The organism is Prosthecobacter sp. (assembly GCF_044222345.1).
Lineage (GTDB): Bacteria > Verrucomicrobiota > Verrucomicrobiia > Verrucomicrobiales > Verrucomicrobiaceae > Prosthecobacter.
On the sequence record NZ_JBGANL010000010.1, the window covers coordinates 103,852 to 123,121 of the forward strand.

Here is a 19,270-nt window from a genome sequence, read left to right on the forward strand (position 1 = left end):
GGCTGGTGAGGTGGGGTGCCTTCGGCCTTCCGGGGATGCGGATCAGCCGTGCCATGGCCGTGGAGGTCAGGGCTTGATAATTCTACTTTTAGAGTAGGAATTAAATACCCTATATATCCTATTCGTCAAATATGCATTAAAATGGTTTCATTACTATTTTTGTCACATTCCGGGCGCCGCCCCGGCGGTTCGATGACGGCGGCGGCATGGCGTGATGACTGAAATGATCAGGGCTGAAAGGTGCGGAGGCGGCCGGTGGCGGGGTCGATCTGGAGGGTGACGAAGTTCTGGAGCTTCTTGTCCCGCAGATGAGCATCCTTTTCATGCAGGGTGAGAAACCACGGCTTTGCGGGCTGGAGTGCAGGGCTGCCGTCTGAGTGAAAGCGCAGGGCGATGTAGCGGCCGTAGATGTCTGCGGTGCTGTCCTGAAAACCGAGATCGATGATGGATGAATGAACAGCGTCGGCGCTGATCTCGATTTCCAGATCGAGACTGGTCATGGCGCCGACGGGTTCAAAGGCATCGGTGGTGGTGGTCGCGGGGGTTTCATACTCAGGCGGTCGGAGTGTGAGGATGCGCAGCTTGCGCAGGGTGGGACGTCCGCCGAGGAGGTCTTCGACTTCATAAAGACGAAGCTCGGCGTCGGTGTTGAACAGGATGGCCAGGGACTGGGCCTCCAAAAGGCGGTTTTGAACGGTGTCAGCCGCCGTGCGCAGGCGCGCGGCGGCGGCGATGCCTGCGATGTAGGGCGCACTGGCCACGGCGAGGACGGCGAGAATGCTGACGACGACGAGGATTTCGATCAAGGTGAAGCCCGGGCGTGGCCGCTGGGTGCGGAGAGTCATGAGAGGTGCGTTTTTTAATAGCTGCGTGAGTCCCAGCGGGCATTGCGCAGCGGGACGGTGCTGGAGAAGACCTCGTAGTGGAGGTGCTTTTGATTGAGCCATGCCTCGAGGCTGGCGAGGTCGCTGTCGTAAGCGGTGGCATCGGTGAAGGGTGCACGGGCCTGCGTCAGATAATCCACGGGGGTCTCACCATGCTCCTGCGCCCATCTGGCGGCGGAGACTTCATCCAGCGCGACCATGGTGACGAGGACGAGTGGCGGCAGGAGGTGCTGCGTGCCCTGCGTGGCATTGCCTGCGGCATCGACGGTGACTTTTTCCACCTCAGGCGTGGCGTTGTTCACGTCGAGCGAGTTGTAGGTGTAGTTTGGCGCGATCCAATGGGCTGGCTTTCTGGTGGCGAGCGCCGCTTCTGCCGAGACACGTGGGGAGAGCACCAGGAGGATGATGTTTTCCGCCACGGTGCGGACGGATTGATCGAGGTCCTGGCGGAACCAGTCGGCAGGATGCGTGTAGATGGTGTTGCCTTGAAACGGCATGGCCTGCTCAGAGGGCGGACGATATTCCACGAGGCGGTAGCGGTGGCGCACGGGGATGGAGTGGGCGGAGAGGAAGGGCGGACGGTTGGTGCTGTCATCACCGAACTGCACGGCATAACCCCGTGCGTTCAGCAGGCTGCCGAGGCCGCTTTGCTCATGGGTGAGGCCCAGGGGAGCCTGAAAGAAGAGGGCATGACCTGGGGAGTCCGCCGGGGTGGTCTTTCTGCCGAGCAGCGTGCTGGCCGTGCCGGCTTGAAACTGCAGCTCTGAAAAGCGGATGTAGGCACTGGGTGCTGTGACGGCGCCTGTGGGCGCTGCGCTGGAGCTGGTGGACTGGTAGTAGTAGTCCCAGTAGGAGTTCAGAGTGGCCTGAGAGAGCGTCTTGGTGATGAGTTCAAACGCCTGGCGCGCCTCACGAAACTGCTGCGTCTTGTGGTGCACGCCGGTGACGGAGCGCCGCACGGAGTCGAGGGCCGAAACGCAGGCGAGCATGAGCATGGTGAGCAGGAACATGGAGGCCATGAGCTCCACGATCGTAAACGCCCGCGTCCGGCGTGATGGGATGAACGAGGGTTTCATTTGCCGGTCCTCGCGACGACGTAGGAGTAGAGCTTGTAGCTGGCAGGCTGGGCTTCGGAGAAATCGAAATCAGCGGCGGATGTCTGCTTCAGCTTCATGGTGACGCGGCGGAGAAAGGCGTCGTTGATGTCGGAGCTGCCGGGCAGCAGAACGTCGGTGGCCGGTGCGCCGACTTCAGCGACGAAGGCGATGTCGTCCCTGCTCCGGCCGGCTGGATCCACGGGCACGGCGTAGGCGTCGAAGTAGTAGCGCTGCTTGTGCGCGGCGGTGGCTGACTGCGACTGGTCGAGCGAGCCGAGGATGTGCTGGGAGATGCGGCTGGTGGCGGCGATCTCCCCTGCGCTGCGGACATTGTTCAAACCATGCGGCAGCAGGCTCATGATGGTGGTGATGCCAAAAGCGGCGATGCCCAGGGCGAGGGTGACTTCGACGAGGGAGAAGCCCTGCGGGCGTTTGCGGAGGCTGGAGGTGCGGATGTTCATATTATTTATTTTGGGTTTTTTGGGGAGGGTTCAGTTGCCGAACTTGCGTTTTTCGAGGACGCGGAACTGATAGTGATTGTCCAGGCTTTCGGACGAGGAGGCGGTGCTGTTCGTGAAGTCCGGGAGATCCGCCTGTGCGGGATCAAGAAAGCGGTCCACCACGGCGGAGCCGCGAAACTCGCTCTCAAACCTGTCGGCATCGGTGATGGTGCTGACGGGTGACGAGCGGGCCTTGCGGATGACCTGGGCGATGTAGTGGACGCGGTAGGTGTTTGAGCGCGTGGTGAGGCGCGGGTAGAGATTGGTGTAGGGGCGCTCGCGGGTGTTGTCTCCGGTGAGGCGGCGGCTGGCCCAGAAGCTTTCCATCTGGGTGTAGTCCGCGACATCACGGTCCGGCACGAGGTGGACATCGCAGATCTCGCTGGGGCTGAGGAAGACCTGGCCGGCTTTGAAACGCTGCTCGAACTGGGAGAGCGTTTTTTCCGCGTCGATCTTGTAATGCCAGCGATGGCCGCCTGACGTGGTCCAGAAGGTGTTTTGATCCGTGGGGCTGGGGAAGACCTTGTAGCTGGGCGCGTCGCTGGTGGGCACGGCGGTGATGCGCTCGCTGGCAAAGAGGGCGTGCAGGCCGCTGGCGCGGCGGATGTTGGTGAATGGGAGGATCTGGTAGTTGAGATTGATCTTGCCGGCGGTGGAGAAGGGCTCGCTGATGGCGTAGGGCTCGACGACGGGCATCCAGAAGTATTCGAGCAGCAGGTGGTCCGGCGGATTGGTGCCGCCGAGTTTGGACGGGCCGCCGGGGTGGCCCTGCTGCGGGCGGAACTGCAGGGTGCGCCAGGGCTTGCCAGACTTCACACCCGTGGGCAGCGAGCCGAGCGCACCGGGGGAGGCGATGAGGCGATTGGGCGTGAAGAAGACGCCGTCCACCGTGGTATGCTGGTTGGATTCCCCAAGGTAGGGGACGCCGTTGACGACATTGTTCACGTTGCCTTCGTCAGGCTTGTTGATGTACGGGCCGTCACGCGCGGGGCCGGGGCCGTTGTCAAAGTCACCGTAGAGCTGTGCGGCGGTGGTGGCGGCGCTGAAGTAGGGGAGATCCGGAATGCGAGTGTTTGGATAGGTGGCACCGGCCTTGGTGGGGACGAGGCGGCTGGCAAAATCCGACTTGGAGCCGTAGTCGTAACCTGGAAGCTGATTGGAGACGAAATTGGAAAAGCTGTGGGCGAGCCTGCGTGTGCCGTAGTAACGGTGCGGCTGCCACTGGCCGGCATCCACCACGGTCATGGCGGAAGTGAGGCGATAGTCGCCGTGCTTGATGGTGACCGTTTGCACGACGTCGCTGCCTTCTTCGATCTCGGCCTGCGCCACGCTGGTGGAGACCTGGGGTTTGAAAAGGCGGACCGCCGAGTCCTCGGCATCAAAGCCGAAGAAGCAGGCACCACGGGCGGGCTGTGAGCCGGTGCGGGCAGCCACGTTATCCCGGAAGATGCGGCCGCGCTGGGTGGCGGTGCTGTTTTTGGTGACGGTGCTGTAAAAGCCTGATGCATCGTTTCGGATGGCGGTCTCCTGGGCCTTGTTGAGGCTGATGCCGAGGGCGCCACGGCTGTAGAAGGTCCACCAGGCGGGAGCTTCCAGCTTGTCATTGGCTGCGGCCATGGCCTTGTTGAACTGCCGGACCAGCGTGGGGGCGGGCATGGTGGGGGCGGCAGGGAAGCCGGGGGTGAGCGTCTGCACCAGCATGGCCTGGGTGTCTCCGCTGGCGGGGATGCGGTTGAGATGTCCGCTGTAGATTTCGATGCTGAGATCCGCCTGGGAGAAGTTCATGGGCTTGCTGCCGTCACGGCCCACGTCGATGTCGACGAAGCTGCTGAGGAGGTTGTAGTTGATCACGCTGGTGTCCTCGCCGGAAGAGTCGGAGGGTTTGACCTTCCAGTCGGCATGTCCCCAGTTGTTGTCGGCGGTCATGGGTGCGCGGGCGACGGCTTCGCGGCCACGCAGGACGCCTTTGAGGCCGATGCCGTAGCCGCCGGTCATCTGGCTGCCGGTGTTGGTGGCGCGGCGTCCGGTGTAGAAGAGTTCGCTGTCATTGGGGAAGAGCTGCTGGCCGTTGACACGAAACTTCTTGAGGCCGGAGACGCGCACGGTGAACTCGGGCTCCAGAAGTGTGTAGCCTGCGGCGGGCACGAAGAACTCCAGCAGCAGGCGTGACTGGATGCGGCGGATGCCGGGCTGAAGAGGTGTGTTTTTGTTGAGCTGAAAGTTCCAATTCACCGACTTGTAGCCTGGATGTGCGGGATCAGGGCCGTAAGGGAAGCCGCCGGTTTTTGGCCAGGTCTTGGTGTCTGCCTTTTCGCCACGGAAGGGATTGGGCGTGGGCACGGGTGGGAAATTGGAATACCAGCGGGCCTGCGGCGTGGCACCGTCAATGGTGGGCGCGGTGCGGCCGCCGGGCCTGCCCATGGCGGGATAGACTTCAGGATAGGTGTTGGCGGGATCATCCGTGTTGTCTGCGGCGCAGATGAAATGCAGGCCGACTTCGGTGATGGTGGGAAAGCGGCCGATGCCTTGGTAAGTTTTGCCACCGGTGGGCCACTGCGAAGGCGTGACCTGGCCGTGGCCGGGGTATCCCAGCGCCTCCACCAGCCCTGAGGAGCTGGCGTCCGGGTTGTCTGGGTCTGCATTGAAAAAGCGTGGATCGGTGAAGGTCTTGAACTTGAAGGTGCGTGATGAGTCCGTGGCGTAGCCGAGCAGGTAGTTCTGCGTGGCATCGACACCGGGAGTGATGACCTTGGGGTCCTGCACGATGTTGCCGTCATGCAGGTTGGTGCTGCGGACGTAGTCGAAGATTTCGACCAGGATCTGCTGCAGATCGTCACCGTACTTGGCTGAGAAATTCTGGCTGGGCACGGCGGCATAGCCGGGCATGGGGTTTTGCAGCAGGGTGTAGAGGTAATTCAGCAGGGCCTGGTTTTCCGGACGCTGGATGTCCTGCGTGGTGGAGTCGGCATTGCCACGCTGGAAGATGTATTTGCGCAGGCCGCCAGCGCCGCCCTGGCGCAGGGTGGAGCAGAAGGCGATGAGCTGATCATACGAGGTGCCGTAGTCGGTGCCACGATAGCTGACGGGCCACAGCGCGATCTTGGGCAGGCCATGCAGATTCAGCTCCGGCGAGCGGCTCTGGGCGGTGAGGAAAAAGCCTTTCCGCTGCAAGACGTCGCGTGCCTGCACCCCCAGGCCGAAGTTGTTCTCCGAGCGATCCTCCTGCAGCAGAAATTCATCCAGGCTGGCGTAGAGCCGTTCTTTGCGAAAGGAGGCGAGCTTGATCTGTGCGATCCTGGGGTCATGGTATGAAATGGTGCCGCTGACGGAGCCGCCGGCGCCGATCTTGGGTGTGAGGCGGTAGATCAGGTCCTTGTCCGGAGGGGTGAGGGTCTTGCCGGGAAAGAGGATGGGGCTGAGCGCCGTGGTGGCGGGGTGGCCGGGGTAGCGCTGGAGTTCGCCGTTCACCGGCTGATAGCGGGCATAGGCGGCATCCTCTTCGTGGTAGAAGGTGGGGACGGCCCAGGGGGTGGGCTCGGAGGCGGTGTTGATGTTCACCTTGCTGCTCTCATCATCGGCCCAGAAGGCGATGCGTCCGACGATGGGATTGTCCGCTGTCGGTGAGACGGCGGCGGCGAACTTGTTTTGCTCATCGAGCGTGCCCAGCGTGCCATCGCGCAGCAGATACAGCCACTCCACTGGCATGGGCAGGCGCTGGGTGTCTCCGCCGCTGGTCTTCACTCCGGTGATGGTGCGGCCATTGACGAGCTTGTCTGAATACGAGAAGCCGCTGACGGTGTCGGTCTGCCCGGTCATGGCACGTGGATCGATGATGGGGAAATGCAGCGTGGTGGTGCCTGCGGTGTCGACACGGTGGATCGGACGGTTGAGGTCAACATAGCGCGCCTTCAGCTCCTGCCAGTTTGTGGGCGGAGTGTCATTGAGCAGGGAGGCTTCCGCATCGGTCCCGCCATTCACGACCATCTTGGAGCTGGAGTAGAGCTTGTAAGCGGCGAGCAGGTCTCCGGAGGCATCATGCTGACGGATGAGTCCGGGCTGGGAGGTCCAGACTTCGCGGCCCTTGTTCTGTGCATTTGGCGTGGTGCCTTTGCGCAGCTGAGCGATGGCCACGTCCACGGCGAGATCGCCAAACTGGCGCACCTGCTGGCCGCTGGCGTAGCGGGTGGCTCCTTTGAGCTCTGAGCCGGACATGGAGTACACGGCGAGCATGAGGGTGAGCATCAGTGCGAGCATGAGCACGACCATGACCAGGGCCATGCCACGGCGGAGCTTTGTGTGAGGGAGCAAAAGATTTTTCATGGAGAGAGCGGAAGGGGCAAAGCGGTGGCGCTGGTACAGCGCGCGGCCAGGTGTGAAGGGCGGGAGCCGCCGGGGGGATGGGATGCGCGCCGTGAAAAAACACAGCGGAGAGACGCGGCCACGTCAGCGGCTGAGGACCGCGCGGTGCTGCAAAGACGGCCGGTCTGGCCGTGACAGCACCCTGCTCAGGGCATCAACAAAGGCGAAGCATGTCCGGAGCCGAGGCAGGGATGGTGCAGGATGTTGGGGAGTGTTTCATGAAGGCTTTCCTGGGGGAATCCGCAGCCTTTCCCATCAAAGAGGGATCAGGGAGCGGGGTGCTCTTGAGATGGAACCTTCCGTTTGCCGGATCGGTGCAGGGCGGCGTTTTTGATGCGCCACTTTAACTCATATCGTAACAGTGGGATATTAAGCTTTAAATCATCCTTGTCTAGTAGGATATTAAAACTTTTTCAGACCGGGGCGGGGGATTGCGCTCAGATTCGGGCGCCCATGAGCACCTTCATGACGTCGTCCATCGTGATCCAGCCGGTCATTTGGCCGCTGGCATCCTCCACGAGAGAGGCGATCTCGCTCCGTTCGAGAAACAGGGTCAGCAGCTGGGTGAGGGATGCCGTGCTGCTGATGTGCAGCACGGGGCGGATGAGGGATGTCCAGCCGGTGCCGGGGTCCGTCAGGTTTTGCAGGAAGAGCTCGCGCACGCGGATGTAGCCGGTGATCTGGTCCGCCGCGCCGTTGCTGCTCACGGGGTAGCTGCGGTGGAGCTTGGGGCCGAGCGCCTGCACGTTTTCCAGGAGGGACTTGCGTGCATCGAAGATCTTCACGGCCTCCTGCGGCACCATGGCGGTCTTGATGCGGCGGGCGCTGAGCGTGGCCGCATGGATCATGATGATCTCTTCATGATTGTGCAGCAGCTGCTCGGACCTGGCCGACTGCACCAGGGTGATGATGTCCATGATGTGGTCGCTCTGGCCGCGGCCATCGCCTGCGCCGCTCTTGAGCTTCTCGCAGAATTTTTCCATCAGCAGGATGAGCGGGTGGCAGACAAGCATCATCCACGTGAGCGGCGCAATCAACCGGGGGGCAAAGCGGGCGGCCTGATGAACACCGATGATCTTGGGGGCCATTTCACCGCCGAAGAGCACGGCGGCGCTCATTATGATGGAAAACAGCCACAGCCATTCGGCGCCATAGATCCAGGTGAAGAGCGCGCCGGCGAGTGTGGCGAGGCCGGTGTTTGCCAGCGTATTGAAGGCCAGGATGGCGGAGATGGGGCGCTCGATCCGGTTCTTGAGCAGGAGCCAGCGGGCGGCATGCTGAATGCCTTTTTTTTCCTGCAGCTTTAAATCCAGCGGATTGAGGCTGAGCAGGACGGCCTCGGTGAGAGAGCAGAAAAACGACACGCCGAGGCTGGCGGCGCAGGTGAGCAAAAAGAACGGCAGCATAGGGCGTGCAGGCCGGCGCGGGAGCGCACCGGTGCCTGCGCATCAATCATTCCCCGGATAGGGAGGAGGTTAGAGATTCGGAGCGTAAGACTGCAGCTGGCGATAACGCGCGAGGATGGTTTTCACGGCGACAACCGTGGCGGAGACCTGCTGGGGCATGGGGGCCAGTGACGGAGTTTCAAAGACGATCTCCAGCGCCGAGGAAGACTGCCCCGGCGGGGCGGTGAGCATGCCGAGATAACCTTCGCGAATGATGCCTTTGTCGGCGAGGAAGCCGTCGATCACCTGGGAGTCATTGCGCGGGAGAATCTTGGAGGCCTCCTGCAGCGCGGGCTTCAGCAGATGCTCACTGAGGAACGAGCCGCCGACGAAGCCGTACAGGCCGTCGCTGTCCTCATCCGAATGCAGGGAGATGAGGCCGTCGTATTTTTCACGGCGCAGCTCGCCTTCGAGATACTGGATTTCAGGCTCGTCGGATTCATGCCAGAACTGGCGGTTGAGATCGACGCCGCTGCCGGAGTGGCGCGTGCGGGACCTGCGGCCGGTGGGGTTGCACACCGGATAGATGTGGAGTTCGTAATCGTGGAGCTCCACGGGCTGCTCGGAGGCCCAGCGGATGAGATCAAAGGCGGCCAGGGTGCCTGCTTCTTCATCGCCATGAATGCCGGCGAAGATGGCAAACTTGAAGCCATAGCCGGGATTGAGCGGCTTGGAGATGATCTTCGGAATGAAGGTGCTGCGCTCGATTTCGGGGGTGGGCTCGCGCAGGACGAAATAACGGCGGCGTGTGAGGGGGCGGGGGATGCTGTCCCCGGTGTAAACGAGTGATGAGGGAATGGCTGACATGGCGGTTAGGATCCGGCTTTGTTGCGGGCTGCTTCGGCGAGGGCGGTGGAGAGGTAGCGTTCACCCGTGCTGCAACCCACGGTGACAATGAGCTTTCCGGCATTCTCCGGGCGTGCGGCCACCTGCAGCGCGGCCCAGACATTGGCACCGGTGGAAATGCCCACGAGCAGGCCCTCCTCACGGGCGAGACGCTGCGCCGTGTGGATGGCGTCCTCGTTGCTGACTTTGATGACTTCATCGAGGATGCTGATATTGAGGTTCTTCGGCACAAAGCCGGCACCGGTGCCTTGGATCTTGTGCGGGCCAGGCACCACGGGCTCGCCGTTCAGCGTCTGCGTGATCACCGGGGAGGCCGCAGGCTCCACGGCGATGGATTTGAAGCCGGGTCTGCGCGATTTGAGCACTTCGCTGACGCCGGTGATCGTGCCGCCCGTGCCGACGGCGGCGACGAAGATGTCGATCCTGCCCTCGGTATCCGCCCAGATTTCTTCTGCGGTGGTTTTGCGGTGGATCTCGGGGTTGGCGGGGTTTTCAAACTGCTGGGGAATCCAGGAGCCGGGGGTGGTGGCGTGCAGTTCGTTCGCCCGCTCGATGGCGCCCTTCATGCCTTTGGCGCCGGGTGTCAGCTCCAGTTCGGCGCCGAGCAGCACCAGCAGCGTGCGGCGCTCCAGGCTCATGGTTTCAGGCATGGTGAGGATGAGGCGGTAGCCTTTGGCGGCGGCCACAAAGGCCAGGGCGATGCCGGTGTTGCCTGAAGTGGGCTCGATGATTGTGGTGCCGGGCTGGAGGCGGCCGTCAGCCTCCGCCGCTTCGATCATGGCGCGGCCGATGCGGTCTTTCACGCTGCCGAGGGGCTCTTTGAACTCGGCTTTGAGGGCGATGGTGGCATTCACCCCTGCGGAGATGCGGCCGAGCTTGATGAGAGGGGTGTGGCCGATGGCGTCAACGATGCTGGTGTGGTAGGACATGGCTTTGTGTGGTGGTGAAATGGGGCGGGGCTTACTTCCTGGCCGGAAAGGTGTGGGGCTCGCTGGGAAGGCGGGTCTTTTCCGTGCTCTCGACCTGGGTGACACGGCCCTCGTGGACGATGATCTGAACGGAGCCGAACCTGAGTGTGGAGACCTTCTGCCTGACGATGCCGATCCAGGACTCGGCTTCAATTTCTTCAGATTGCTGGGACATGATGTGCGGGAAGGGAGGGTGGTTTTTGAATGAACTTGAGGAATGTATTATATTTAAATATACACTGCGCAAGTAGGAATAAAGAGTTTTTTGCAGGCGCGGTCATGCGGGGGGCGGTTGAAGCCGGTGCTGCGGCGCAGTGCGGCAGGATTCAGGCGCAGAGGCTGAGGCAGGGCGCGCCTGCCGCGAAGCGAACGCTGCGCCCGGGGCAAATCATCAGGGCTGGCAGGGCCTAGTGTGCGGAGTCCAGCAAGACGGCCAGAAAGCCGTCGGAGGGGTCGGCATGCCGGGTGGCGGCTTTTTTCTTGGACGCTTTTTTGGGCACTGTGGCGCACTGCTCCTGTTTGCGGAGCGTGACTTCCACCACGTTTTCCAAGGTGTAACGGTCCAGGATGTTGGCGATGGCGTTGCGGACATCGATCATGAGCATGCGCAGGCCGCAGTGCGTCTCGTCCGGGCAGCTGCACTTCTCATACTCCGTCTCGCTGGCGCAGCCGATGGGGGCCAGCTTGCCATCAATCAGGCGGACGATTTCGCCCATTTTGATCGATTTCATCGGCTTGGCCAGCCGTGTGCCGCCATATTTGCCGCGTGTGCTTTCCACATAGCCTGCGGTGCGCAGCTCGAAGAGGATGGCCTCAAGAAACTTAAAAGGCAGGTGCTCCTGCTCCGCCAATGAGGAGACGGAAATCACTCCTTCTTTCTGCCGCTCGGCAATGCCCAGCCGGATCATTGTGCGCAGGGCATACTCTCCACGTTTGGTCAGTCGCATGCGAATACTTATGAGATGGCTGCGCCCACTGGGCAAGCAGGATTGCTTGATTTCAGCAGAGGAGATCTGAGGGCGTTCCGCTACCTGGGATCTTTGGACGTGGCGATGGGCATGATGCCGAGTTCGCGGGCGTCTGGGATGGAGATGAGCTGGATGTCTGCATCGGCGTCTTCGGAGTCGTCTTCGAGCTCGGCCTTGTACTTTTTGAGGTTGGCGTTGCCGATTTTCACGGCGCTGGTGAAGGTCTTGTAGGAGGCTTTGAACTCGGTGAGCTTGGCCTTCTCCGTGAGGTGGGCGATTTCTTCGACGGATTTGATCTCGTCGTTGCCGAGCATGGTGGTTTCGAGGCCGATGCGTTTGGCGTCTTCACCGTCGCCGAGATCGAAGGCCAGGAAGCAGTGGCCGGGGATCATGACGAGGTAGGAGGTGATGCCGATCTTGCTGAGGACGGAGGCCATGAGGACGGAGCCGTCCACGCAGTTGGCCTGGGTGGCCCGGACGGAGTCGTCCAGAAAGCGTACGCTCTGGCTGACGACGAGTTTGCTGGGGGTGGTGTGGGAGACGTCACTGTATTTGATGCCGCGGCGCTGGAGGGCGTTCCAGACGGCGAAGACCTGCATCATGACGTCCTTGGGGTCGTCGGACTGGTAGCCGGAGAAGTCCGAGACGATGCCGCTTTGGAGGGCTTCCTTGAGGATGACGTCCACCTCGGGATGGTTTTCGTTCACGTAGGCGGCGAAGAGCCAGGAGAAGTCGTCGAAGTCTTCACTCTCTTCGTCATAGAGCACGTAGAACATGCAGTCATTGAGGGAGCGCATGACGTAGGTTTCATTGGCTTCTGGGATGGCCTCGCCGTTGACGGTGGCTTTGAAGGTGACATTCACCGGGCGCTGCTGGCGCACTTTCAGCAGGGCCTCATAATCCCAGAGGGCTTTCGGGAAGATGCGCGCCTCTCCGGCTTTGGTGACCCGGCTGACTTTGCCTTTCCAGGTGGAGGGCTTGAGGTAGCCGTCGATGGAGATGCTGACCTCGACTGCGGCGTTTTTGGGCACGCCGGTCAGATCTACCGCCAGCCAGCCATTTTCATCGCCATAGATGGGGATGTCTTTTTTCTTGGGTTTGGGATCGTCGGCGGTTTTTTTGTCCTCGGCGTCCTGGTCGTCGCCGTTCCAGTCCACAGTCGCGGTGGAAATGAGGGCGCTGGGGTAAAGATCCTGCTCGGTGTAGGACCACGGGTCCAGGGTGACTTCTGCCCGGAGCGATGAAGTGAGGGTGGCGCAGAGCAGCAGGGACGGGAGGAAAAGTCGCATGGTGAGTCGTTGATTATCAAAGAAGAGGGTGCCTGCCATGGTGGGGCAGGGCGCACTCATAAAGCGCGGGTGCCGCCGCGTCTGTTAAAACTTCCGGGCAATCAAGTTTGCTGCCGGGCTGGGCTGACTTTTGCGGGACGGCTTCTGGCTGCTTGCACTCGCAGTGACCGCTGGCACGGTGCGGCATGCCAAAGCGGATCGCTATTTTTGGAGGCAGCTTCAATCCCCCGGGGAACCACCATGCCGCCATCGCCGCGCGGCTGGCGCAGGATTTTGACGAGGTGCGGGTGATCCCGTGCGGGCCACGGCCGGACAAGCCGGTGACGGACAGCGTGCCTTCGGTGTATCGTGCGGCGCTGGCGGACATCGTGTTTGGCGGGCTGCCCAAGGTGAGCGTGGATCTTTCGGATTTCGAGCAGGAGACCTTCACGCGGAATCATGAGCTGCAGCGGCGCTTTGAGGCGGAAGGGGAGCTCTGGCACGTGGTGGGCGCGGATCTGGTGACGGGAGGGGCGAAAGGCGAGTCGCTGATCCAGAGGACGTGGGCGCGGGGTCTGGAGCTGTGGGAGCAGGCGAACTTTGCGGTGCTGAAGCGGCCGGGCTACACGATGAGTGATGACGATCTGCCACCGCACGCGCGGGTGATCGAACATCTGGTGGAGGGTTCCAGCACGGAAATCCGCGAGCATTTGAGCCATGGGAAATGTGTGCGCGATCTGGTGCCGCCACGGGCGGAGGCCTACCTGGCGCGTTACGGTCTGTACCGTGCTCCGGTGCCGGGAAACTGGGCGCGGGGTACTCTGGAAGGCGCGAAGTTTTTCCTGCAGGCGGATGAGGAAAACCCGAAGGTGCGTGAGCTGAGCAAGCTGCTGGATGGCAGGAATGTGGCTGCGGGGGCGGCGGATTTCATCAATGTGATCGGCGGGGACGGGGCGATGCTGCGCAGCATCCGCGAGCACTGGCGCGCGCGGCTGCCGTTCTTCGGCATCAATGCGGGGCACCTCGGGTTTCTGCTGAACGGGCCGGATCAAGTAACGGCAAATTCGTTTCCGCCGAGCGATGTCATTTTCCGTCAAATGCCCATGCTCTTCCTTGAATTTGAGGACGAAGAGGGGCGCAGGCATCCGGCTCATGGGTTCAATGACGCCTGGTTGGAGCGCGCGACCAGCCAGTCGGCGTGGCTGGAGATCACTGTGAATAACGTGCGCCGTATCCCCAAACTGGTGTGCGACGGGGCGCTGGTGGCGACGGCTGCCGGATCGACGGCGTATGCCCGCAGCATGGGGGCGCCGCCGCTGCTGGCGGATACGCCGGCATGGTTACTTGTAGGCTCCAATGTGCTGCAGCCAGCCCATTGGCGCAGTGCGCTGCTTTCTCCCGACACGACGGTGGAGATCCGCAACATCGACCCCAAGCACCGTCCGGTGCAGGCGTATGTGGACGGGTTGAGCATGGGCCGTGTGGTGGCGCTGCATGCGCGGATGTCACGCGCGGCGGCGGCGGAGCTGGTGTTTTGCGCCAGCCATGACATGGCGGAAAAAATCGCAGCAATCCAGTTTGGTGCATGATCACAGCGTTACAAAAAGACGACGCGCTGCTGGCCGACATGGCGGCGGCTTCGCTGGACGAGGACACCCTGCATGTGTGGTGGCTGGGGCAGAGCGGCTTTCTGGTGCAGTGGGCGGGGGAGCGGCTGCTGTTTGACCCCTACCTCTCCGATTCACTGACGGAAAAGTATGCCGCCACAGACAAGCCGCATGTGCGGATGACGGAGCGCTGCATCGACCCGCGCCGGCTGACGGGCATCAGCCGTGTGACGGCCAGTCACGTGCACACGGATCATTTGGACGGCGCCACGCTGGTGCCGCTGGCGGAGGCGAATCCCGGCTTCCGGCTTTATGTGCCGCATCCGGTCATTCCCGAGGCGCAAACGCGGCTGGGGGATGCGATGGTGACGTACTGCGGCGAGGCGCAAAAGCGGCTGGGGGATGCGATGGTGACGTACTGCGGCACGGGGGACCGGGACAAGTATTTCGAAGGAAGATGGGAGATCCACGGTGTCATCGCCAAGCACAATGAGGTGATCCGTGATGAGGAGAAGAACTGCCACTGCACGGGGTTTCTGGTGAAGTGCGGGCCGTTTACGATCTACCACAGCGGGGACACGCTCTGGCACGATGACATTGTGAGCATGGCGCGTCAGTTTTCGTGCGATCTGATGCTGCTGCCGATCAATGGCAACAGGCCCGAGCGCCGGGTGGCGGGAAATCTCAATGGCCTGGAGGCGGCGGCACTGGCCAAGGTGGGGGAGGCAAGGCTCGTGGTGCCGTGTCACTACGACATGTTTGAGTTCAACACCGTGACGCCGGACGAATTTGTGAGCGCCTGCGAGAGGCTGCAGCAGCCGTACCGCGTGATGCGGTGCGGGGAGCGGCTGGAGATGAGGAAGGCGGATTAGGCCCTCATCTGGCGATGGCCTGGCCGGTGGCGGTCCAGGCATTGAAGCCGCCTTTGAGGAGGAGGATGTTTTTGAAGCCGAGCTGGTGCATCTGGACGGCGATGGACTGGGCGCGGCCACCGATGGCGCAGTGGACGATGCAGGGCTTGGTTTTGTCGAGCTTGGCGAGGGCATCGAGCGTCTTCTGGCCGTGGAAGTAGTCGTAGTTGAGTGAATTGAGGATGTGGCCACGGGTGTGGCGCTCGTCCTCGGTGCGGACGTCGATGATCAGCGTGTCCGGGTGATCGACGAGCTGGCGGACGACCTGGTCCGGGGCGATCTCATGCACTTCCGGGGGAACAACCACTGCGGGTGGCAGGACCGGGCTGACAGGGGGATCTGCGGCGATGGCGGCGGTGCAAAGCGCGAAGAGCAGAAGCGCTGGCATGAGGAGGGAATGCATGAAGAGCGGAAATGTGCCTCTTTGTGGTGCGTTGGCGAGCGGAACTCACAGCGTTCTGCCGGGGGGGATCAAGGGCGGGTCACGCCGGCGGCGATCTTCTGAGATTGATCTGGTGGCGGCATTCGGCTGGCATCCTGGCGAACGGGGAATGTTTTGTCGTAGTCGATGACGAGGCCGTTGGAATCGCACACGAAGCGCGGGCCTGGAGCGAAGTGAGAGCAGGCGCTGCTCCACTCTTTCTTAAAGTCCGGGCAGGAGAGGCCGCCCATGTCGAGTAGAGTGTGGAAGGTGCAGGAGGCGCTGAAAGGGGTGTCGAGGTGGGCCTTCAAAGCGGCAGCCTTGCCTGCATGGTCCTTCTCGTAGAGGGGGGAGAGCCACATGAGCATCGGCACTTCAATGACCTGCCGCGAAACCCTCCCGTGCATGAATTTTCCCAAGCGGGCTTTGGAGGTGTTTTCACCGTGATCTGAGATGTAGCACAGCCAGGAGGAGGCTTGAATTTTCTTCAAGTCGCTGATGAGGCTGGTCAGCAGGAGGTCCGTGGCACAGATGGTGTTGTCATAGGAGTTCTGGACGAGTTCCAAATCCTGGGGATCGCTGGTCATGCCGCTGCGGATGCGCTGCAAGGCGTCGTTGGCAGCTTCTTTGGGCGCGGGGAAGCGGGCCTGCTCCGCAGGATAACGTGCGGGGTAGGGGCCGTGACTGCCGATGGTGTGGAGCACGAAGAGCACTTTGGGCTCATTGCGCTGGAGAAGGCTGCGCACCAAAGGCAGAAGGCTGGCATCTGTGGCCTCGTAGGTGCCTCTTCCTTCGACGTCGATTTTGCCGCCCAAAAAAACAGCTTCATCCGCATCGGCGGAGAAAATGGAGGTCAGGGTGTCATACGTGCCGTGTTTTTTTTGAGCGGAGAGCCAGTAAACACGGAAGCCTGCTTTTTTGTAGGCTGAAAGAATGCTCGTCTGGCGTGTGGCCTCGATGACCTGGCCTGCTTTCGGAGAGGTGAGGATGGAGGGCACGGCCAGCAGAGTGACGGTGGCGGTGCTGGCGACGTCGCGGAAGGGCAGGAGGCCGGCGGTTTTCTGCAGAAGGGGGGTGGTCTCGCGTTCGTAGCCATAGAGGCTGAAGCAGTCTTTGGCGGCGCTCTCACCGATGACCAGCATGTGGACCTGACGGTGGGGATCGCTGCTGAATTCCGGCTCCTGGCTGACGGTTAATTTTTCCAGCAGGTCCTGGCGGTTCTGCACACGGGAGCGAATGGTGAAAGCCTCATAGCCGGAATAAAGTGTGGAGCATGGGAAGGTGGACAGGCAGCGCTCTTTCACGGCGGCCAGGCTGGCAGTCTGGCCATAGAATGACAGATCCCAAACGGCCGGGACGAGCAATGTGGAAAAGACAGCCAGCCGCCCCACAGGGCCCAGGCGGTAATCGGCGGGCACGCGTGCTTTGACGAAGGTGATGTAGAGCGCCACCAGCAGGAGGGTGCCCAAGGCCGTCATCATCACCGGGGTCTGAAAAGCGGAGAGCTCTGACGGGTTGGTTTCAAGCAGGGCCAGAATCAGGAAGGTGCTGGGGAGATTTTGAAGCGTGAGCAGGCAGGCCAGACAGGCCGGCACCAGCAGGAGGAGCGGGACAGCGAGCCAGAGGGTGAGACGAATGCGCATCCCCAAAGCGCCTGCCAGCAGAGGCAGGACAAGGCTGAAAAGCAGCTGGCTTGCGGGCAGCCAGTAACAACAAGCGATGAGATTCGGCAGGTTGATCAGGGCAACGGCCAGCATGATCGAAAACCATATCCGGGCGTTTTGAGCCAGTGCATTGGATGTCAGGGTTTTCATGAAACAAGTGAAGGAGGCCTGTGAAAAATCTCAATTCAGCGTGAGCGCACGCATCAGGGGCGCTGCACTCTGGCCGCCATCTTTGGAGCGGTGTCAGAGGTCAGCGGCGCATGGGCGGCATCCTGGCGAACGGGGAATTTTTGGTCATAATCGATAATGGCCCCGCGGGTGTCGCAAACCAAACGGGGGCCGGGAGAGAAGCGGGGAGAGGCGGTGCTGCGCTCGGGTTTGAAGTCCGGGCAGGAGATGCCGCCCATGTCGAGAAGGGTATGGAAGGTGCAGGAGGCGCTGAAGGGGGTGTTGAGGTGGGCCTTCAGGCTGGCGACCTTGTCTGCATGAGCCTGCTCATAGGCAGGTGAGACCCACATGAGCATGGGAACCTCCACCACCTGGCGGGAGACCACTCCGTGCATGAATTTTCCCAGCATGGCCTTGGAGGTGTTTTCACCGTGGTCTGAAACATAGCAGAACCATGAGGATGCATTCAGGTTCTTCAGGTCGTTGATGAGATTGGCGAGAAGGAAATCTGTGGCGCAGACGGTGTTGTCGTATGAATTTTGAGCGAGTTCAAGATCATGAGGGTCTGTGGAGGTGCCGCTGGCGATGCGGATCAGAGCCGCATTGGTGGCGTCTTTGTCCGCCGGGAAACGGGCCTGCTGGGGGGAGTAGCGGGAGGGGTAGGGACCGTGGCTGCCAATGGTGTGCAGGACGAAGAGCACCTTGGGCTCCTGCCGTTGAAGAACGCCACGCACCAGCGGGATGAGGCTGGCGTCCGTAGCGCCTTCGTAGGCTCCGACGCCGCCCAGGTCAAAGGTTCCGCCATTAAAGACGGATGCGTCTGCCTCGGCCGAGAAGAGGGCGGTGAGGGTGTCAAAAGTCCCATGTTTTCTCTGGGTGGAGAGCCAGTAAATGCGGAAGCCGGCCTTCTTGTAAGCGGAGAGGATGCTGGCCTGGCGGGTGGCTTCGAGCACCTTGCCAGCGGGAGAGGCGGTGAGCATGGCGGGGACCGCCACGAGAGTGACGGTGGCGGCGCTGGACACGTCACGGAACGGGAGCAGGCCGGGCGTGCGCTCCAGCAGCGGGGTGGTCTGGCGGTCGTAGCCATAGAGGCCGAAGCAGCTTTTGGTGGCGCTTTCACCGATGACCAGCATGTGGACCTGGCGCTGCTGCTCATCACGAAACGCGGGCTCCTGGCTGATGCGGAGCTGTTCCACCAAATCTTTGCGGTCCTGCACCCGGGTGCGCAAGACAAAGGCCTCATAAGCACCGTAAAACGTGGAGCAAGGAAACGTGGAGAGGAAGCGCTGCTGCACGTAGGCGACGCAAAAATTCCCGCCCTGCGTAAGGAAGTCGGAGAAGGGCGGGGCCAGCAGTGTGCCGAGGACCAGGAAACGGGCGGCTGGCCCAAGGCGGAAGCTGGCTGGTACACGTTTTTTGACAAACCAGACATAAAGCCCCCCCAGCAGCACGCTGCCAAGAGCGGCATAGATCACCTGAGCTTGGAAGACGGCCAGCTCTGCGGGGTTGGTTTCCAGCAAAGCCAGAAACAAGAACGTGGTGGGCAGGTTTTGAATGGAAAGCAGACAGACCAGGCATGCGGGGACCAGCAGGACCAGTGGGAGAGCCATCCAGAGCATGAGTCGGACGCGCAGGCCGAAGGCGCAGGCCAGCAAGGTCAGAGAAGTGCTGAAGATCCACAGGCTGATGGACTCCCATGCTAATGAGGAGAGGAAGCAGGTGACGAGATTCGGCAGAATGATTAAATTTATGGCCAGTATGACCGATACCCAAACACGATAGTCGCGAACGACTTCGGGAAGGATGCGACCTGTCAAAAACGATTTAAAATTCATACGTGTTAATAAAATCTATAAAGTGAAACGCGGCAAGTGATTCGGTCTTTGACCTTTTGTTTCAGGGGGAGCAGCAGGGGCCTGCCGTCGAGCGCTGGAAAGGTGAGGGGCTCTGCTTCCCACCAGGGCGAACATGCCGTGAATTGTGGGTCGTCTGCGCGAAAGTGCTGAATATTAGAGGAGTGAGAGGGGTAAGCCTGTAAAGAGCGCAAGATGTCACAGGCTAACTGCCCGGAATTTTTCTGAGAGGCGAAAAAGGCCCCTTAAAAAGCCCTTCAGGCAGTTCTTTTTGAAGCGAAAAAAAGCTCTGAGAGAGAAAAATATGGGGC

Annotated in this window: 15 protein-coding genes; 2 read left to right on the forward strand and 13 right to left on the reverse strand. The window is 61.5% G+C overall.

All coding sequences use genetic code 11. From position 1 onward, the window contains the following. Positions 1-227 precede the first annotated feature (227 nt). From vccD to ACILSL_RS08160, 10 genes are all read right to left on the reverse strand, one after another. Positions 228-845, reverse strand: a complete 618-nt coding sequence (vccD, locus tag ACILSL_RS08115; RefSeq protein WP_395731501.1) for a Verru_Chthon cassette protein D — start codon at positions 843-845, stop codon at positions 228-230. Positions 846-859: 14 nt separating this feature from the next. Next, positions 860-1,960: a Verru_Chthon cassette protein C gene (gene vccC, locus ACILSL_RS08120; RefSeq protein ID WP_395731502.1), complete on the reverse strand. Its 1,101-nt coding sequence runs from the start codon at positions 1,958-1,960 to the stop codon at positions 860-862. Beyond that, a complete protein-coding gene (vccB, locus tag ACILSL_RS08125; RefSeq protein ID WP_395731503.1) occupies positions 1,957-2,442 on the reverse strand; it encodes a Verru_Chthon cassette protein B in 486 nt (161 codons plus the stop codon). The genes vccC and vccB overlap by 4 nt, the downstream gene beginning before the upstream one ends. A gap of 30 nt (positions 2,443-2,472) precedes the next feature. Then, on the reverse strand, positions 2,473-6,801 hold the full coding sequence (gene vccA / locus ACILSL_RS08130; protein WP_395731504.1) for a Verru_Chthon cassette protein A: 4,329 nt from the start codon (positions 6,799-6,801) through the stop codon (positions 2,473-2,475). Between the two features lie 476 nt (positions 6,802-7,277). After that, the gene (locus ACILSL_RS08135; protein ID WP_395731505.1) at positions 7,278-8,246 is read right to left on the reverse strand and encodes a CNNM domain-containing protein; all 969 of its coding nucleotides are present in this window, start codon (positions 8,244-8,246) and stop codon (positions 7,278-7,280) included. Positions 8,247-8,315: 69 nt separating this feature from the next. Beyond that, positions 8,316-9,092, reverse strand: coding sequence for a succinylglutamate desuccinylase/aspartoacylase family protein (locus ACILSL_RS08140; protein WP_395731506.1), 777 nt, complete (start codon positions 9,090-9,092; stop codon positions 8,316-8,318). A gap of 5 nt (positions 9,093-9,097) precedes the next feature. Then, the gene (cysK, locus tag ACILSL_RS08145) at positions 9,098-10,060 is read right to left on the reverse strand and encodes a cysteine synthase A (RefSeq protein ID WP_395731507.1); all 963 of its coding nucleotides are present in this window, start codon (positions 10,058-10,060) and stop codon (positions 9,098-9,100) included. 31 nt (positions 10,061-10,091) lie between these two features. Next, the gene (locus ACILSL_RS08150) at positions 10,092-10,274 is read right to left on the reverse strand and encodes a YezD family protein (protein WP_395731508.1); all 183 of its coding nucleotides are present in this window, start codon (positions 10,272-10,274) and stop codon (positions 10,092-10,094) included. 232 nt (positions 10,275-10,506) lie between these two features. Beyond that, entirely contained in the window at positions 10,507-11,046 is a 540-nt protein-coding gene (locus ACILSL_RS08155) for an RrF2 family transcriptional regulator (RefSeq protein ID WP_395731509.1), read from the reverse strand. Between the two features lie 80 nt (positions 11,047-11,126). Beyond that, positions 11,127-12,356, reverse strand: a complete 1,230-nt coding sequence (locus ACILSL_RS08160) for a hypothetical protein (protein WP_395731510.1) — start codon at positions 12,354-12,356, stop codon at positions 11,127-11,129. 185 nt (positions 12,357-12,541) lie between these two features. Between ACILSL_RS08160 and ACILSL_RS08165 the strand changes: the two genes are divergently transcribed. Together ACILSL_RS08165 and ACILSL_RS08170 are read left to right on the forward strand one after the other, a co-directional pair. After that, a complete protein-coding gene (locus ACILSL_RS08165; RefSeq protein ID WP_395731511.1) occupies positions 12,542-13,924 on the forward strand; it encodes an NAD(+)/NADH kinase in 1,383 nt (460 codons plus the stop codon). Further along, on the forward strand, positions 13,921-14,814 hold the full coding sequence (locus ACILSL_RS08170; protein WP_395731512.1) for an MBL fold metallo-hydrolase: 894 nt from the start codon (positions 13,921-13,923) through the stop codon (positions 14,812-14,814). Before ACILSL_RS08165 ends, ACILSL_RS08170 begins: the two co-directional genes overlap by 4 nt. A 4-nt stretch (positions 14,815-14,818) precedes the next feature. Here the strand turns inward: ACILSL_RS08170 and ACILSL_RS08175 are convergent, their stop codons facing one another. The 3 genes from ACILSL_RS08175 to ACILSL_RS08185 form a co-directional block, all read right to left on the reverse strand. After that, a complete protein-coding gene (locus ACILSL_RS08175) occupies positions 14,819-15,241 on the reverse strand; it encodes a rhodanese-like domain-containing protein (protein ID WP_395731513.1) in 423 nt (140 codons plus the stop codon). 83 nt (positions 15,242-15,324) lie between these two features. Then, the gene (locus ACILSL_RS08180; RefSeq protein ID WP_395731514.1) at positions 15,325-17,088 is read right to left on the reverse strand and encodes a phosphoethanolamine transferase; all 1,764 of its coding nucleotides are present in this window, start codon (positions 17,086-17,088) and stop codon (positions 15,325-15,327) included. A 53-nt stretch (positions 17,089-17,141) separates the two neighbouring features. Further along, positions 17,142-18,941, reverse strand: coding sequence for a phosphoethanolamine transferase (locus tag ACILSL_RS08185; protein WP_395731515.1), 1,800 nt, complete (start codon positions 18,939-18,941; stop codon positions 17,142-17,144). Positions 18,942-19,270 lie beyond the last annotated feature (329 nt).

Bases quoted from the DNA above. Each gene is read 5' to 3' on its own strand.
- ACILSL_RS08185 (WP_395731515.1), bottom strand. From the start codon at position 18,941: ATGAATTTTAAATCGTTTTTGACAGGTCGCATCCTTCCCGAAGTCGTT.
- ACILSL_RS08170 (WP_395731512.1), top strand. From the start codon at position 13,921: ATGATCACAGCGTTACAAAAAGACGACGCGCTGCTGGCCGACATGGCG.
- vccA (WP_395731504.1), bottom strand. From the start codon at position 6,801: ATGAAAAATCTTTTGCTCCCTCACACAAAGCTCCGCCGTGGCATGGCC.
- ACILSL_RS08175 (WP_395731513.1), bottom strand. From the start codon at position 15,241: ATGCCAGCGCTTCTGCTCTTCGCGCTTTGCACCGCCGCCATCGCCGCA.
- ACILSL_RS08165 (WP_395731511.1), top strand. From the start codon at position 12,542: ATGCCAAAGCGGATCGCTATTTTTGGAGGCAGCTTCAATCCCCCGGGG.
- cysK (WP_395731507.1), bottom strand. From the start codon at position 10,060: ATGTCCTACCACACCAGCATCGTTGACGCCATCGGCCACACCCCTCTC.
- ACILSL_RS08155 (WP_395731509.1), bottom strand. From the start codon at position 11,046: ATGCGACTGACCAAACGTGGAGAGTATGCCCTGCGCACAATGATCCGG.
- ACILSL_RS08150 (WP_395731508.1), bottom strand. From the start codon at position 10,274: ATGTCCCAGCAATCTGAAGAAATTGAAGCCGAGTCCTGGATCGGCATC.
- vccD (WP_395731501.1), bottom strand. From the start codon at position 845: ATGACTCTCCGCACCCAGCGGCCACGCCCGGGCTTCACCTTGATCGAA.
- vccC (WP_395731502.1), bottom strand. From the start codon at position 1,960: ATGAAACCCTCGTTCATCCCATCACGCCGGACGCGGGCGTTTACGATC.
- ACILSL_RS08135 (WP_395731505.1), bottom strand. From the start codon at position 8,246: ATGCTGCCGTTCTTTTTGCTCACCTGCGCCGCCAGCCTCGGCGTGTCG.
- ACILSL_RS08140 (WP_395731506.1), bottom strand. From the start codon at position 9,092: ATGTCAGCCATTCCCTCATCACTCGTTTACACCGGGGACAGCATCCCC.
- vccB (WP_395731503.1), bottom strand. From the start codon at position 2,442: ATGAACATCCGCACCTCCAGCCTCCGCAAACGCCCGCAGGGCTTCTCC.
- ACILSL_RS08160 (WP_395731510.1), bottom strand. From the start codon at position 12,356: ATGCGACTTTTCCTCCCGTCCCTGCTGCTCTGCGCCACCCTCACTTCA.
- ACILSL_RS08180 (WP_395731514.1), bottom strand. From the start codon at position 17,088: ATGAAAACCCTGACATCCAATGCACTGGCTCAAAACGCCCGGATATGG.